General features: G+C 44.4%; 13 protein-coding genes, 1 other RNA gene, 1 pseudogene and 1 other annotated feature. Of the genes and pseudogenes, 2 read left to right on the forward strand and 13 right to left on the reverse strand.

Annotation, left to right across the window (positions count from 1 at the left end):
- Positions 1–83: 83 nt before the first annotated feature.
- From mnmA to LCY76_RS14875, 4 genes are all read right to left on the reverse strand, one after another.
- A complete protein-coding gene (gene mnmA / locus LCY76_RS14860; RefSeq protein WP_053357734.1) occupies positions 84–1,208 on the reverse strand; it encodes a tRNA 2-thiouridine(34) synthase MnmA in 1,125 nt (374 codons plus the stop codon).
- Between the two features lie 95 nt (positions 1,209–1,303).
- Entirely contained in the window at positions 1,304–2,443 is a 1,140-nt protein-coding gene (locus tag LCY76_RS14865) for a cysteine desulfurase family protein (RefSeq protein WP_248253264.1), read from the reverse strand.
- A gap of 26 nt (positions 2,444–2,469) precedes the next feature.
- Entirely contained in the window at positions 2,470–2,889 is a 420-nt protein-coding gene (cymR, locus tag LCY76_RS14870; protein WP_053357733.1) for a cysteine metabolism transcriptional regulator CymR, read from the reverse strand.
- Positions 2,822–3,529 (reverse strand): YczE/YyaS/YitT family protein, encoded by a 708-nt coding sequence (locus LCY76_RS14875; RefSeq protein ID WP_248253265.1) that lies wholly within the window; start codon positions 3,527–3,529, stop codon positions 2,822–2,824. The genes cymR and LCY76_RS14875 overlap by 68 nt, the downstream gene beginning before the upstream one ends.
- A 192-nt stretch (positions 3,530–3,721) precedes the next feature.
- Between LCY76_RS14875 and LCY76_RS14880 the strand changes: the two genes are divergently transcribed.
- Positions 3,722–5,056, forward strand: coding sequence for an AAA family ATPase (locus LCY76_RS14880; RefSeq protein WP_248253266.1), 1,335 nt, complete (start codon positions 3,722–3,724; stop codon positions 5,054–5,056).
- A gap of 119 nt (positions 5,057–5,175) precedes the next feature.
- Positions 5,176–5,931, forward strand: coding sequence for an RsfA family transcriptional regulator (locus LCY76_RS14885; RefSeq protein WP_248253267.1), 756 nt, complete (start codon positions 5,176–5,178; stop codon positions 5,929–5,931).
- 36 nt (positions 5,932–5,967) lie between these two features.
- On the opposite strand, the gene LCY76_RS14890 is transcribed toward LCY76_RS14885, so the two are convergent.
- From LCY76_RS14890 to recJ, 9 genes and pseudogenes are all read right to left on the reverse strand, one after another.
- Positions 5,968–6,735: a tRNA threonylcarbamoyladenosine dehydratase gene (locus tag LCY76_RS14890; protein WP_248253268.1), complete on the reverse strand. Its 768-nt coding sequence runs from the start codon at positions 6,733–6,735 to the stop codon at positions 5,968–5,970.
- Positions 6,736–7,017: 282 nt separating this feature from the next.
- A non-coding RNA gene (gene ssrS, locus LCY76_RS14895) (6S RNA) lies at positions 7,018–7,195 on the reverse strand.
- Positions 7,196–7,284: 89 nt separating this feature from the next.
- On the reverse strand, positions 7,285–9,072 hold the full coding sequence (gene aspS / locus LCY76_RS14900; RefSeq protein WP_248253269.1) for an aspartate--tRNA ligase: 1,788 nt from the start codon (positions 9,070–9,072) through the stop codon (positions 7,285–7,287).
- A 14-nt stretch (positions 9,073–9,086) separates the two neighbouring features.
- Positions 9,087–10,354: pseudogene (gene hisS, locus LCY76_RS14905) on the reverse strand (histidine--tRNA ligase).
- 83 nt (positions 10,355–10,437) lie between these two features.
- Positions 10,438–10,674 (reverse strand) — a binding site (T-box leader).
- A 68-nt stretch (positions 10,675–10,742) separates the two neighbouring features.
- Entirely contained in the window at positions 10,743–10,922 is a 180-nt protein-coding gene (locus tag LCY76_RS14910; RefSeq protein ID WP_309144587.1) for an RNA polymerase subunit sigma-70, read from the reverse strand.
- A 54-nt stretch (positions 10,923–10,976) separates the two neighbouring features.
- On the reverse strand, positions 10,977–11,420 hold the full coding sequence (dtd, locus tag LCY76_RS14915; protein ID WP_248253270.1) for a D-aminoacyl-tRNA deacylase: 444 nt from the start codon (positions 11,418–11,420) through the stop codon (positions 10,977–10,979).
- A gap of 23 nt (positions 11,421–11,443) precedes the next feature.
- Positions 11,444–13,624 carry a RelA/SpoT family protein gene (locus tag LCY76_RS14920; protein ID WP_248253271.1) on the reverse strand — a complete coding sequence of 727 codons (2,181 nt, stop codon included), beginning with the start codon at positions 13,622–13,624 and terminating at the stop codon, positions 11,444–11,446.
- Between the two features lie 159 nt (positions 13,625–13,783).
- On the reverse strand, positions 13,784–14,296 hold the full coding sequence (locus tag LCY76_RS14925; RefSeq protein WP_248253272.1) for an adenine phosphoribosyltransferase: 513 nt from the start codon (positions 14,294–14,296) through the stop codon (positions 13,784–13,786).
- A 30-nt stretch (positions 14,297–14,326) separates the two neighbouring features.
- The gene (recJ, locus tag LCY76_RS14930; protein ID WP_248253273.1) at positions 14,327–16,657 is read right to left on the reverse strand and encodes a single-stranded-DNA-specific exonuclease RecJ; all 2,331 of its coding nucleotides are present in this window, start codon (positions 16,655–16,657) and stop codon (positions 14,327–14,329) included.
- Positions 16,658–16,699 lie beyond the last annotated feature (42 nt).

The raw sequence follows: 16,699 nt of genomic DNA on the forward strand, positions 1-16,699 counted from the left end.
AAATCTGTTCTGATTAAAGTATAACAAAGAATGGAGCACCTTAATAAAAAAACCAGTCCTTCATATACAAAGGACTGGTCAGCTTATAAATAAGAAATAGGTTCTCCGTTTTTGATAACCTCATCAATGGTAGCACCGCCAAGGCAGACATCTCCGTCATAGAAGACAACGGCCTGGCCCGGCGTAATCGCACGCTGTGGTTCATCAAATACCACCTCAAGGGTCCCATTATCCAGTTGAGTAACGGTAACACCTTTATCAGGCTGACGGTATCTGAATTTTGCTGTACAATGAAACGTTTTTTCTTTTGGCTGCGGACTTACCCAGCTTGGTTTAACTGCAACCAGACTTTCACTGTAGAGCGCTTCATGATCAAAGCCCTGTTCCACGAAAAGAACGTTCTCCTTCAAGTCTTTGCCAACAACAAACCACGGATCTCCGCTGCCTCCGATGCCAAGGCCATGGCGCTGTCCGATGGTATAATACATCAACCCGTCATGCTTGCCTTTTACATCTCCATTGAGCGTACGCATCTCACCTGGTTTTGCTGGAAGATAATTGCTGAGGAACTCTTTAAAATCACGTTCTCCAATAAAACAGATGCCTGTGGAATCCTTTTTCTTCGCTGTGGCCAGCCCGGCTTCAGCTGCAATTTTGCGAATCTCCGGCTTGTTCAATTCGCCGATCGGGAACATCGTTTTCTCAATCTGCTCCTGTGACAGCTGGTTCAGGAAGTAGGTCTGATCTTTGTTCTCATCAACACCGCGAAGCATTTTTGCTTCTCCTTCTTCTTCCACAACACGGGCATAGTGGCCTGTTGCAACGAAATCAGCTCCAAGGTTCATGGCATGATCAAGAAATGCCTTAAACTTAATTTCTTTATTGCAGATAACATCCGGGTTCGGAGTTCTTCCCGCTTTATATTCTTCAAGGAAATAGGTAAAGACCTTGTCCCAATATTCTTTTTCAAAATTAACGGCGTAATAAGGAATTCCAATCTGATTCGCAACCGCAATCACATCATTGTAATCCTCTGTTGCCGTACAGACTCCGAATTCATCTGTATCGTCCCAGTTTTTCATAAAGATCCCGATGACGTCATAGCCTTGCTGTTTAAGCAAGAGTGCAGCAACAGAAGAATCCACACCGCCCGACATCCCAATGACGACGCGTGTTTCTGCAGGTGATTTTGATTGTCGTGCCGACATTCTCTTTCACCCCCCTTTCATTTTCAATGGCTCGTAAAATCTATTGAGAGCATGTCTTATGCTTTTTTGGAAAAATGCATATTTTAGAGTTTACCTTATTTTTGCAGACGTTTCACTATTTTTGCTGTCTCACGTGCTGTTTTCTCGATTTGTTCCTCTGTATTATGCAATCCGAAACTGAATCGGATCGCATTTTTTGTTCGATCTGTCTTTCCGAACATTGCCGTGAGTACATGGGAAGGCTCAATCGATCCTGCCGTGCAGGCTGATCCGCTAGAAGCCGCAATTCCTGCGAGATCCAGGTTTACGAGCAGCACTTCTGTTTTCACATCCGGAAAGCTGACATTTAAGATATGAGGCAGCCCATGTTCAGCAGAACCATTTACCATGTGTTCAATGCCTTCTTCCTTAAATATGGACAACATGGTCTTTTTAAAACCTTCATATGCTTCTGCTTTTTGAGGACCTTCATCAGCCATTATGGAAATGGCCTTCGCGAAACCCGCAATTCCAGCAACATTTTCTGTTCCTGCCCGGCGTTTCCGCTCTTGTTCTCCGCCAAAAAAGGATGGTGCAATGGAGACTCCATCCCCAATATAAAGATATCCCGTTCCCTTTGGTCCGTTAATCTTGTGGCCGGATACACTCAGCAGATCGACCTGCAATTCTTGAACGTTTAGTGAGAGAACTCCGTATGCCTGCACGGCATCTGTATGGAAATAGGCGTGGTGATCTTTTAATATCTCCCCGATTGCCTGTATATCCTGGATTGTTCCTACCTCATTGTTTCCATACATGACCGTTACAAGAATCGTATCTTCTCTCAACGCTTTTTTTAGAGCTTGAATTGAAATTCTCCCTGTTTCATCCACTGGCAGGTATGTTACCTCAAACCCTTGACGTTCAAGCTCCTCGCAAGCATGAAGTACGGCATGATGCTCGATCTGCGTGGTGATGATGTGCTTGCCATGTTCGCTATTGCCATAAGCTGTGCCAAAAATTGCGGCATTATCCGCTTCCGTTCCCCCGCTCGTAAACATGATCTGGTTGGGATGGGCGCCGATGCTTTTTGCTGCTGTCATTCTCGCTTCATCGAGCAGCTGGCGTGTTTTTCTGCCAAATTGATGAATGCTGGAAGGATTTCCGAAGTGTTCTGTAAAATAAGGCAGCATTTCCTGCACAACGTCCGGATGAATCGGGGACGTTGCCGCATGGTCTACATAGATGCGATCCATAGGATCACCCGCTTTCTTTTCATTCATTAAATGTAAAACATGTAGGAGTCCTGTTCTCCTTCACCTTGATAGTTCGCAAGATCATCCAATGTTGTGTTATCGAGTACATCTTTTACTGCATCACGGATCTTTATCCAAAGATCACGCTTTGCCGGCTCTTCGTCTTCCATAACCTCTACAGGGCTGATCGGCCCCTCGAGAACTCGAATGATGTCGCCGGCAGTGATGGTTTTCGCGTCTTGGGCAAGAACATAGCCTCCATAGGCACCCCTGATGCTTTTTACAAGCCCGGCATTCCTTAGCGGAGAGATCAGCTGCTCCAGGTAGTGCTCAGACAAACTGTGTTCTTTCGCGATCAATTTTAAAGCGACAGGCCCTTCACCGAATTTTTTTGCCAAGGCCATCATGATGGTCAAGCCATATCGTCCTTTTGTTGAGATCTTCATCATACACGCTCCGTTCTATCCAATAGTTAACGATTTTTTTACAAAAAGGCAAGGTATATTCCACAATGCTGCCAATGGATACACAAAACAGGATGGTACCGAGGGAAACGGGTCCCTTTAGCAGCCACCCTCCTGCCAGAACAAAAAGTTCCATGACCAGTCTGATGTGGGTAACCTTTTTGCCGGTTTTCTCTGTCAATGCCAGCATTAAGCTGTCCCGCGGACCGGCGCCGTAGTCACTTGCAATGTATAGCCCGATTCCAAAACCGTTAATGACTAGCCCGGCTGCTAACATGATAATTGCCGCCGAAGTTGAATCAGGTGTTTTAAAAAACGGCAGCATCAAGTAACCATCTATAAATATCCCTACAAAAAGCATGTTCAGAAGGGCTCCCGCCTGCGGCCGTTTTTTAGTAAGCCATGAGGTCGCACCAATGATCAGAAATCCAATAATAATTGACCATGTACCGATTGATAAACCAAACTGATAATACAAACCGATATGTAAAACATCCCACGGGGCACTGCCTAAATTGGCTTTAATCATGAGAGAGATTCCAAATGACATGATCAGCAGACCCATAAAAAACACAAGCCATTTGACAAAGAAGGACCTTGCGAAGCGGTTTACTATTTTCATTAGTATTTCCTTCCCTGTGCCTGTTTTTGCATATAAACCCAAACTATTATAGCATGAAACAGCTTATTCTTGCATTCAAATGAGCGGTATAGTACCTTTTGATTACTGAAGAATGAGATGCACGAATGTCTAGCTTCAGCGCTTGCAAGACCTTATCAGGGTGCTTGCGCTTTTCTTATTAGGAGGATTCATATGGATTTGTTCAGTGATCACCAATCTCATGAAAAAAAAGCGATGGGACCGCTCGCAAGCCGAATGAGGCCCCGGTCAATTAAAGAATTTATCGGTCAATCCCATATTGTTGGTGAAGGAAAGCTTTTAAGGAGAGCTATCGAAGCGGATCAGCTCACACCGATGATTTTTTTTGGGCCGCCCGGAACAGGAAAAACCACGCTTGCGAAAATCATCGCCAATTCCACATCTGCCTACTTTGAGCAATTAAACGCCGTCACTTCCGGAGTTGCTGACATCAAAAGAGTGACGAGTGAAGCGAAAGAACGGCTGTTGATGGATGAAAAGAAAACGGTTCTTTTTATAGATGAAATACACCGCTTCAATAAAAGCCAGCAGGACGCCCTCCTGCCTTTCGTTGAAGATGGAACGGTAATTTTAATCGGTGCAACTACGGAAAGTCCAATGTTTGAAATCAACCCTGCCTTGCTTTCTCGATCACGCTTGTTCCGTTTTGAACATCTAACAGATGAACACACACGCTCTGTAATCCTTCATACTCTTGAAGATAAAGAGAGAGGCTACGGAAAATACAATATTACAATGGATGATGAAGCACTCAGCCACCTCGTGTCTGTCGCCAACGGAGATGCCAGGACTGCATTGAACGCATTGGAGCTCGCTGTTCTGACGACAAAACCAGACGCTTCCGGCCAGATTCGCATAAACCTGGAAATTGCAGAAGAAAGCATTCAGCAGCGGGTGCTGCAGTACGACAAAAAAGGGGACAACCATTATGATACGATCTCTGCTTTTATAAAAAGCATTAGAGGCTCTGATCCAGATGCCGCCCTATATTGGCTGGCTAAGATGATTTATGCCGGTGAAGATCCAAGGTTCATCGCCCGGAGGATTTATGTCCATGCAGCTGAGGACATCGGCCTCGCTGATCCGAACGCCCTTCTCGTTGCGCAAGCTGCAGCTTACGCGGTGGATTTCGTCGGAATGCCTGAAGCTCGGATTCCTCTGGCCGAAGCGGTCGTTTATCTCGCTACCGCTCCAAAGAGCAATGCAGTTATCATGGGCATCGATAATGCACTTCAGGCTGTGAAGAAAGAAAAGAGCGGACAGGTTCCCATCCATTTACGTGATGCTCATTATAAGGGGGCTAGCCAGCTGGAGCATGGCAAAGATTATAAATATCCTCATAACTTCCAGGATGGGTATGTCGTTCAGCAATACTTGCCTGACCACTTGAAGAACAAAACCTTTTACGAGCCGACCGGCAGAGGTTTTGAAAAAAGCATACAGAAAAGGCTTGATTACTTTAACGAAAGAAAACGAAGTGAAACGTAATCTAGCACTCTGCTAATAATAAAAAACTATCAATTTTTGCTGAGCACGTATAGAATCCTCTCCTTTTGCTCAAAATGAGAACATAAACTCGTACATTATGAATCAAGGAGAGGATATATATGATAAAAGTAAGACAGGATGCCTGGTCTGAAGAAGATGATCTGCTTCTTGCGGAAACTGTATTGCGTCATGTGCGTGAAGGCAGTACCCAGCTCCATGCCTTTGAGGAAGTCGGCGATAAACTGGAGCGCACGAGCGCAGCTGTAGGTTTCCGGTGGAATGCGATCGTAAGGAAGAAATACGAACAAGCATTGAAGATTGCCAAAAAACAGCGAAAAGAACGGCAGCGGGCGATTGCTAAAGGCCAGCAGCAAAGCAAACCAGTAAAAGCTCCGGTAAAACAGGCGGTACCAGATGATGAAGTATACCATCCTGAAGAATTTTTCAGAACACCGTTCACCTCTACTGCCCCTCAGCAGGAGCTGGCTGAACCTGCCTATACAGCAGCAGTGCCTGTTCCAGGCATTCAGCCTTCCCAGGCATCCTACCAGACACATCAGACAGAGAATATAAGCCTTAATGACGTGATTGATTACTTATCGGAAATCAATAGAAACGGTCTCGCAAATGGGCGAATTGAAGGCGAGAATGCCTCACTAAAACGGCAAAATGAAGAACTTTTCCATCAAAACCAGAAGCTTACTGAGCAGCTGAACAAGGTGGAAAAAGACTTTGCGGCCATGAAAGAAGATTACCAGGCACTGCTGCAGATCATGGACCGTGCAAGAAGAATGGTGCTGCTGCAGGATGATGCTGCAGATAACCAAAGTTTCAGAATGGACAAAAATGGAAACCTCGAAAAACTTGCAAAATAAAGAGCCGCTGATTTCAGCGGCTCTTTTTTTCATGAATTAATTCATTCTATTAATGGTAATGTTATGAATTTCCAGCAGTTTGTTTACCACGTGGCCTGCCATAAACAGTCCCGAAACGGATGGAACAAAGGAATTAGAGGACGGCGGCATTTTAGCTTTTCTGATTCCTGGAGCATTTTCAGGAACAATTTTCTCCCTGATGTCTTCTCTGATCTGAACGGGTGTTTCATCGGAGAAAACCACTGTTACTCCTTTATGGATGCCTTCCTTCCGAAGACGCTGCCTCATTACCCTGGCAATCGGATCATACGACGTTTTTGAAATATCCGCAATGCGAAGTCTTGTCGGATCCAGCTTGTTCGCCACTCCCATGCTGGAAATGATAGGAATCTTTCTTGACAGGCACTCCTTTGCAAGATGCACTTTATACGTGATCGTATCCGATGCATCAACAACAAAATCCAGGCCGTACGCAAAGAACTGTTCATACGTCTCTTCTGTATAAAACATTTGTAATGCTATCACTTCGCATTCGGGATTAATATCCGCAATGCGCTGTTTCATAAGTTCTACTTTGGACTGGCCGACCGTGGACAATAAAGCATGGATCTGCCGGTTGACATTCGTGATATCCACAACGTCCTTATCCACAAGGATGAGTTTGCCGATTCCAGCACGAGCAAGCGCTTCAGCTGAAAAAGAACCGACTCCTCCAATACCAAGAATTCCGACAGTGCTTCCTTTTAAAACGGCTAATCCATCTTCACCAATGGCGAGCTCATTTCTTGAAAACTGATGTAACATGAACCTTCTCCTTTCAAGTCTAGAAAAGCGCAAGCGACTTGCTAAGGTCCGACAAGTGCTGGAACTCTTACAAAGCGACACTGAAAACTGAAATTCGTTTTCAGCCCCGGGCGCTGAAGCTAGACATACTTCTTAGTACCTTCTTAGCTTACTTCCTAAAAAGAATATACTATTTCCCTGTCATGTACAACCTTTACTCAAATCCTGCAGCAAAAAACAACAAAAACCCGGACAAACCGTCCGGGTTTCCTCTATATTCTTGTATTAGATTAAGTGTTGGATGAGAGTCCCAACTGTGCCGTCAGTTCCTAAGTTTTGAACCTGCTCTCGCAGGTGGGTGCCCTGTTCCGCAATTTATGCGTCCTCTTCGTGGAGGCATGCACGTCTTGCAGAAACACTGACTCCCGAATAAAAAGTGTTGGCTCAAAACATTCGGTATTAACGAACACATCAGGACTCTTATTGGTATAAATCATACCACATCGTTTTATTGAAAACAAGCGAATCAGAGCGTATTATTTAAATTTTCTAACAGTTCAAACTTCTTACCTATGCCTTTTGTCCGTTCTCTTTTTCCACTTTTACGGCGAGGTGAAGTTCATTGAGCTGTTTTTCACTAACATGTGATGGAGCATTCGTTAACAGACAGCTGGCGCTGGCTGTTTTCGGGAATGCGATCGTATCTCTCAAGTTGTTTCTGCCGGCAAGAATCATCACAAGTCTGTCTAGGCCTAAAGCAATACCGCCATGCGGTGGTGTACCATATTCAAAGGCATCCATTAAGAAACCGAACTCTTCCTTTGCTGCCTCTTCAGTAAATCCGAGCGTCTTGAACATTTTTTCCTGAAGTTCACGCTGATAGATACGCTGAGATCCTCCGCCAAGTTCATACCCATTTAATACAAGGTCGTACGCTTTTGCACGAACAGCTCCGGGATTGCTCTCAAGGTGATCAAGATCTTCTTCTTTCGGCATCGTGAACGGATGGTGAAGAGCAACATAACGGTTTGCATCATCATCATATTCAACAAGCGGGAAATCAACGACCCAAAGGAAGTTCAGCACACTTTCGTCGATAAGATCAAGGTCTTTACCCAGCTTTAGGCGAAGTGCTCCAAGAGCATCGGCAACCACCTTTTTGCTGTCAGCGACGAACAGGAATAAATCTCCCTCTTCACCTTCTAAAGCAGCAAGAAGGCCTTGTTTTTCTTCATCAGTAAAGAATTTCGCGATCGGTCCTTTTAATTCATTCTCTTCAAACTTGAGCCATGCCAATCCTTTTGCGCCATACCGTTTCACAAATTCAGTAAGCAAATCAATGTCTTTTCGGGAGTAATTGCCCGCTTGCCCTTTTACGTTGATGGCTTTGACTTCTCCACCATCCAAAACGGTAGAAGCAAATACCTTAAATCCTGATTCTTTTACAATTTCAGAAGCGTTAATCAGTTCCATTCCAAAACGTGTATCCGGTTTGTCAGATCCGTAGCGCTCCATTGCTTCTGCATAAGTAAGGCGAGGCAGAGGTGTCTGTACGGAGAATCCGCGGACTTCACTTGCCATTTGAACCATTAGGTCTTCCATCATGCTCATCAAGCCTTCTTGACCAAGGAATGAAGTCTCGATATCGATCTGTGTAAACTCAGGCTGGCGGTCCGCCCGTAAGTCTTCATCACGGAAGCAGCGGACGACTTGGAAATAGCGTTCAAATCCAGATACCATCAAGAGCTGCTTAAAGAGCTGAGGAGACTGCGGCAGTGCATAGAATTGTCCTGGGTGCACCCGGCTTGGCACCAAATAGTCTCTGGCTCCTTCTGGAGTACTTTTTGTCAGCATTGGTGTTTCAATTTCCATAAACTCCTGCTGATCAAGAAAATCACGAATCATTTTTGTCACACGGTAACGCAGTTTCATCGTCTCCTGCATGATCGGTCTTCTCAAATCCAGATAACGATATTTTAAACGGACATCTTCGTTAATTTCATTGTCATCCGAAATGGAAAAAGGAGGTGTTTTTGAACTGTTGATGATCTCAAGTTCTTTACCTTGAATCTCAATTCGGCCGGTCGGTACATTTTCATTAATAGTACCTTCCTCACGTGCAATTACAGTTCCTTTAACAGAGAGAACAAATTCACTTCTCACTTTTTCAGCAATATCTAATGCTTCACTGGATACTTCGGGGTTAAAAACAACCTGAACCTGTCCTGAACGGTCGCGAAGGTCGATGAAAATCAATCCTCCAAGATCTCTTCGTTTCTGTACCCAGCCGGTAAGCTTTACTTCTTCTCCGACATGCTTCTCAGTTAATGTTCCGCAATGATGCGTTCTTTCCGACATGATGTTATTCCTCCTCAAATTTGCTTCAGTATATATTCTGTGACTTGGCCGAGTGTGACTTCCGTTTGTTCACCAGACTCCATATCCTTAACAGAGATGACGCCATTCGCAAGTTCATCATCGCCAAGGACCGCAACAAATTTGGCATTTGTCCTGTCTGCAGCTTTAAACTGGGCTTTCATCTTTTATCCAGATAATCTTTATCTGCTTTTAATCCGGCTTTACGGAATTGATAGAGAAGAGACGGTGCTTTCTCTTTCGCCTGATCGCCCATGGTAATGAGGTAACAGTCAAGAGAATCTTCGATTGGCAGCTTAACACCCTCTGCATCTAATGCGAGCAATAATCGTTCAAGGCTCATTGCAAATCCAATCCCTGGTGTGGCTGGGCCGCCGACTTCTTCTGCTAGGCCGTTGTATCTGCCGCCTCCGCTTAACGTTGTGATAGCTCCAAAACCTTCCGCATCGCTCATGATTTCAAAAGCGGTATGGTTGTAGTAATCCAATCCCCGTACAAGTTTAGGATCGATCACATATTCGATTCCCATTGCCGTCAATGTCGACTTGACGGTTTCGAAATATTCCCGTGATTCTTCGTTCAAATAATCATGAATCGATGGAGCTGTTTTCATCAGTTCATGATCCCGGTCCTTTTTACAATCCAAGATTCTGAGCGGATTGGTTTGAAGACGGTTCTGGCAGTCATGGCAGAACTCTCCGATCCGCGTTTCAAAGTGCGACACAAGTGCCTCTCTATGCGCTTTTCGGCTTTCTTTGTCTCCTAAAGTATTTAAGACGAGACGAAGACTTTTTAATCCAAGTTCCTTGTAGACATCCATCGCCAGTGCCATGACTTCTGCATCGATGGATGGGTCATCACTGCCCATGGCTTCAATGCCAAACTGTACAAACTGACGGTATCTTCCAGCCTGTGGCCTTTCATAACGGAACATTGGACCGATGTAATATAATTTAGAAGGCTGCTGAGCCAGGCCGAATAATTTGTTCTCGACGTAAGCCCTGACTGTGCTTGCCGTTCCTTCCGGACGCAGTGTCAGGCTTCTATCGCCGCGGTCCGTGAACGTGTACATTTCCTTTTGAACGATGTCAGTTGTATCTCCGACACTTCTTAAAAACAGTTCTGTATGTTCAAAAATCGGTGTTCTGATTTCCTTGTAATTGTATCTGCTGCAGATTTCTCGTGCTTTCTCTTCAACAAACTGCCATTTTTCAACTGTACCCGGTAAAATATCCTGGGTTCCTCTCGGGATTTGATAACCCATCTTTCATCCTCCTTGCATCCTGGTTAACCAATAATCTTCCGTGAAAAATAAAAAACTCCCGTCCCTATTATTATCTGAATAATAATAGGGACGGGAGTTATATACCCGCGGTGCCACCCTGGTTGAAGCTCATGCTTCCGCTCATAAATGCACGTAACGCCTGCATGCGTCCAACTCTACTGGGCATTGTCCATTTTCCGTTCGAATTGAAACCTCGGGAGTGTCTTTCACTAAATCATCATGCAGAAATGCTTGCAGCCTCTGGCATTTCCTCTCTTGGCATGTGGGGTTTACCTACTTTTCTCCGTCATTGGTGATTTCATTGAATTGTTATTTATCTTACTCATCAAAAAGAGCTATGTCAATCCCTTTTGCAAAAAAGTTGCAGTCAGCGTTTCATTTTTTTGCGAAGGCTGATCACACTGCGTAGAGGGACGCCAAATTCCTCAGCGAGTTCCATCGTGCTCGAAGACGCCTCTTTTTGTATAAAGTCATGAAAGTCAATCCCCATCAGCTGGTTGATATGCGAATTGACATGTTCACCCTTTTCTCCGTGCCGCATCATCATCTTCCTTTCACCTTTTGCTATAGTTTTTCCAAAAGGTGAAGGTTTTAACAGGACTTATTCCCTGCTGTCGAGAATGAGCGTTACTGGACCGCTATTGGTGAATGAAACATCCATCATCGCTCCAAAGATTCCGGTTTTGACCTCAATGCCCTTTTCACGGAGCATATTATTGAATTTATCATACAAATCAGAAGCATGATCAGGTTTGGCAGCACCCATGAAATTTGGGCGGCGGCCTTTTCTGCAGTCACCATATAGCGTAAACTGTGAAACCGATAATATGGAACCTCCCGCGTCTATGAGTGAAAGGTTCATTTTTTGCTGATCATCTTCAAAAATGCGGAGATTTACTGCTTTTTCAGCAAGAAAAGCCGCATCTTTTTCTGTATCTTCATGCGTCACTCCGACAAGGAGCATCAAGCCGTGGCCAATCTGGCCGACCACTTTTCCCTCTACCGTAACGGCAGCATCTGTGACGCGCTGCAGTACTATTCGCATGTTGCACTCCTTTAATTGTATCTTTATTGCATCACTCGGCGGACGGCATAAATGTCCGGTATCTGTTTAATCCGTTCCACCACTTTTTGCAGGTGGTTTACATTGTGAATGGAAATGGACATACTGATCGTCGCCATCTTGTTGCGGTCTGAACGGCCTGATACGGCTGTAATGTTCGTCTTGGTTTCACCTACAGCATGAAGAACCTCATTGAGCAGACCTCTTCGATCAAAGCCGCTGATTTCAATATCCACATTGTAGCTCTTCGGTTTTTCGATGCTGCCTTCCCATTCTACCGGCAGTAGCCTAACCTGTGCATCATCTGTGTTGACGTTAACGCAGTCTTTGCGGTGAACCGAAACTCCGCGCCCTTTTGTAATATAACCGACGATGTCATCCCCAGGTACAGGATTGCAGCATTTGGAAAGACGGATCAGAAGGTTGTCTATCCCTTTCACAACGATTCCAGAATCAGTTTTTTTGGTTGATGGCAAGCTCTTCGATTCTGAAATGGCATCAAGGATTTCTTTGTTATCCTGTTCCTGATCTTTTTTACGGCGGAGTTTGTCCGTCAGGCGTGTCGCGATCTGTGCACCTGTAATTCCGTTATAACCGACAGCAGCATACATATCTTCTTCGTTCGCAAAATTATATTTTCTAATAACCGTCTGAAGATTTTCCTGTGTGAAGACATCCTTCAGTTCGAAGCCCCGTCCGGTAACTTCTTTTTCGATCATTTCTTTCCCCTTGGCGACGTTCTCTTCACGGCGTTCCCGCTTGAAAAACTGACGGATTTTATTTTTGGCATGAGAGCTTTGCGTGATCTTCAGCCAGTCCTGGCTCGGCCCGTAGGAATGCTTGCTCGTCATGATCTCAATAATGTCACCGGTCTTCAGCGTATAATCAAGGGTTACCATCTTGCCATTCACTTTGGCGCCGATGCAGCGGTTGCCGATCTCTGTATGGATGCGATAAGCAAAATCCAGAGGAACCGAACCGGCAGGAAGCTCGATCACATCACCTTTTGGCGTGAACACAAACACCATGTCTGAAAACAAATCCACTTTCAGAGATTCCATGAATTCTTCGGCATCTGCCACATCGTTCTGCCATTCAAGGATTTCCCTGAACCACGTTAACTTATTTTCAAACGTGTTGACCGGAGCCTTCTTGGAACCCTCCTTATACGCCCAGTGAGCCGCGATCCCGTACTCGGCTACTCTGTGCATCTCGCTTGTACGGATCTGTACTTCGAGAGGATCTCCTTTAGGGCCGATCACGGTCGTATGAAGAGACTGATACATATTGGCTTTCGGCATAGCGATGTAATCTTTGAACCGTCCCGGCATCGGCTTCCATGCAGTATGAATGATGCCTAACGCCGCATAGCAGTCTTTAATGTTATGAACGATAACCCTCACTGCAAGCAAATCATAGATTTCATTAAACTGTTTGTTCTGCTTCACCATTTTTCGGTAGATGCTGTAAATATGCTTCGGACGTCCGGAGATATCCGCCTTGATCTGAACCTCGGAAAGCCGGCTGCTGATCTCTCCCATTACTTCCTGGACGTATTGCTCACGCTCTGCACGCTTCTGCTTCATTAAATTCACAATTCGATAGTATTGCTGTGGATTAAGATACCTTAAAGAAACATCCTCTAGTTCCCATTTAATGGTGGAAATTCCAAGTCTGTGTGCCAATGGAGCGAATATTTCAAGTGTTTCATTCGCTTTCTGAATCTGTTTTTCTTTCGGCATATGCTTAAGTGTCCGCATATTATGAAGACGGTCTGCGAGTTTAATCAAAATACAGCGGATATCCTGGGCCATTGCTACGAACATTTTACGGTGATTTTCGGCTTGCTGCTCTTCTTTTGACTTAAATTTGATCTTCTTCAGCTTCGTGACGCCATCAACAAGCATGGCCACTTCTTCATTGAACCGGTCGCTGATATCTTTCAGCGTAATCGGCGTGTCTTCCACTACATCATGAAGAAACCCGGCTGCAACAGTTACCGGATCCATTTGAAGATCGACCAAAATACCAGCTACTTCAACCGGATGCTGAATGTATGGTTCACCCGATTTTCGAAACTGGCCTTCATGCGCTTCTTTAGCGTATTCATACGCTTTTCGTAAAAGCTGTATATCGTCATGGGAAAGATAGCTTTCCGCGTTTTGTAACACTTCTTCTATGGTCATTGAAAATCACCTAACGTCAAAAATTGTATATTGCTTCTATTATCATGAAAAAAAGTGAAGCTGTAAAGTAAAAAACGAAAAATGTCGAATTTCCTTTATTTACAATTCCATATGAAAAAGAAAGAGTACTCTGTTTTCAGAGAGCACCCTTTCAATCTTTTAATATTGCGTTAACGTAAAAATATCATATCCAGATAACTTTTTGCGTCCGTCCAAATACGTAAGTTCAATCATGAAAGCTATCCCTGCGACAACTCCGCCGAGTTCTTCTACCAGCTGAATGGTCGCACCGATTGTTCCACCTGTCGCCAGCAGGTCATCTGTAATCAGTACTCTTTGTCCAGGTTTAATAGAATCCTTGTGCATTGTCAGCACGTCTTTGCCGTATTCAAGGCCGTAGCCTACTTTTACCACTTCACGAGGAAGTTTTCCATCTTTTCGAACCGGCACAAAACCAAGCCCCAATTTATAAGCAACCGGGCAGCCAACAATAAAGCCCCTCGCTTCAGGACCTACGATTACATCTATGTTTCGATCCTTTGCATATTCTGCAATATCATCTACAGCTTTAGCGTATGCTTCGCCATCTTGCATAAGTGTGGTAATATCTTTAAACCGAATACCCTTAAGCGGAAAATCTTCCACTACAGAGATATATTTTTTGTAATCCATCTTCTTTTTTCCTCCTGTATCAACGCCTGATTATTTCCCTTTATACTGATCAAAGCAGTTCTTCAAATCCTGATAGGAAGAATAGACAAGTTGATTTTCAATCTCCGCTTGTTCCAATTTACTCCTATATGTATATGAATGCTTCAGGTCTTTTTTGTCAGGCCGATCATTAATCGAAATAACACCATCTTCTATTGTAACAAAATCCAGCTCAAAAAACACTTTTGACATAAATGGCAATGCTTCACGCGACCAGCCCTTAAGTCTAGCCAGCTCCTCTCCGTGCTTGCTGGCATCAAAGGTTTTACGTTTGGTTAAGAACGCATAAAACCATCTGAACTGCTCTCTTGTCGGAACCGTGGAAAAGAACTGATCATTTTCCTGATGGAAGATGACATATGTTCTTTCGGGTTCTGGGTTGCTTTCCAGCAGATAAAAGAATTCTTCCCTTGTTTTTGGAACATCGAGAAAAACAACATACTTTTCTTCAAAATTCAGGCTTTCTTTTTCCTGCGGATAAAGCCGGATCTGCTCTTTCAAGCCCGAAAACGCAGGATGTTCCTTCGTATCTGCCTCAAAGGCGATGAGAAGAACCTTGTCCTTAGGGAGACCGGACAGTTTTTTCTGAGCGTCCCTTATCCCTCTCAGATCAAATAATTGCCATTCCTTTACGGCCAGATCACTAAGCATAAGCTGCGGTTTCCGGAACCCGTTCCATTCATTGATTGATAGCTCTCCTACCGCTGAGAGCGGGGAATGATAGCTTAGCTCGTCCATCAGCGGGCCTTTATGAAAACCAATCGCATCCAGCTTGGATTTGCCATCTGAGAATTGTATTTTCAAATGGTTGGACTGGCTGCCGATCTTCTTGATCTCGCTGATTCTAACATCAGGAATCAGTACGCGCGGAGTAGGGTTACTGACACCAAAAGGAGCCAATTTGTTCATTTGTTCAATGGTTTCAATGGATACTTCATCAAGTGAGCATTCCAGATCAATAGAAGTCACGGGTTTAAAATCTTCTTCTGTTAATTGTTCGCCAGCCTGGCGATTCAGCCGGCTTCTCAGTTCACCCAGATCACTTTCGGCTAAAGTCATGCCTGCCGCCATAGGATGCCCTCCAAAGTGAGGAAGTATATCACGGCTCAGCGATAAGTTCTCAAACATATCAAAGCCTTCAATGCTCCTTGCCGATCCTTTGGCAAGGCCCTTCTCTTCATCGATGCTTAAAACGATTGTCGGGCGGTAAAATTGTTCGACTAGCCGGGAAGCTACGATACCGATGACTCCTGCGTTCCATCCTTCCTTTGCGACAACAAGAACATTGTTTTTATCAGGCGGATACTTTTGTTCCACCAATTCAATGGCTTCCTTTGTGATCTCAGATACAATGGTTTGACGTGTTTTGTTCAATTGATCAATTTCAGCTGCAAGCATGGCAGCTTCTTCCTTGTCATCAGTCGTAAAAAGCTCAACCGCAGGAACTGCAGAATCCAGTCTTCCAACCGCATTAACACGGGGGCCAATGGCAAACCCTACATGCTCTGCATTCAGCACCGTATCTTTTAAACCAGCAACCTCGAGAAGTGCTTTTAATCCTGTCTTAGTGGTTCTCTCAAGTGCCTTTATTCCTTCTTTTGCAATGATGCGGTTTTCATCCACAAGAGGAACCAAATCAGCAATCGTGCCAATGCAGGCAATATCCAATAAGTGAAGCGGAGCTTTGCCAAGCAGAGCATGCGCAACTTTGAACGCGACACCAACTCCCGCCAGCCCTTTAAAAGGATATGGACATCCAGGTTTTTTGGGATTGATAATACTATAAGCATCAGGCAGAACAGGCGGTGGCTCATGATGGTCAGTGATAATAAAATCCAGTCCCATCTCTTTAGCCGCACGTGCTTCATTCACAGCTGAAATCCCCGTATCGACTGTAATAACAAGACTGAAACCTTGTTCCTTCGCCCATCTTAACGCGGGTTCATTTGGTCCATAGCCTTCTGTAAAACGATTTGGTATGTAAAAATCAAAATTGGCGTCTAACGCCTTTAATGTATATACCATAACAGATGTACTGCTTACTCCATCTGCATCATAATCACCAAAGATAAGAATCTTTTCTTGGCCGGCAACAGCCTGTTGGATCCGATCAACAGCTTCTCTCATCCCATCCATTAAGAAGGGATCATAAAAAGCCTCCGTACCACTGGATAAAAACTGTTCAGCACTAGTTTTTGTTTCCATTCCCCTTGCAACTAATAGGTTGGCTACTAACTTTGGGATTTTTAAAGAAGAGGCTAGTTCCTGTACTTTATCTTCATCTAAAGTTTGGACATTCCACCTCGTTCGTGCTTTCAACATAAAAAAATCACCTCATAACCTATTTATTATACAAAATGGGTT

This window comes from Fictibacillus marinisediminis (assembly GCF_023149135.1).
GTDB classification, from domain to species: domain Bacteria; phylum Bacillota; class Bacilli; order Bacillales; family Fictibacillaceae; genus Fictibacillus_C; species Fictibacillus_C marinisediminis.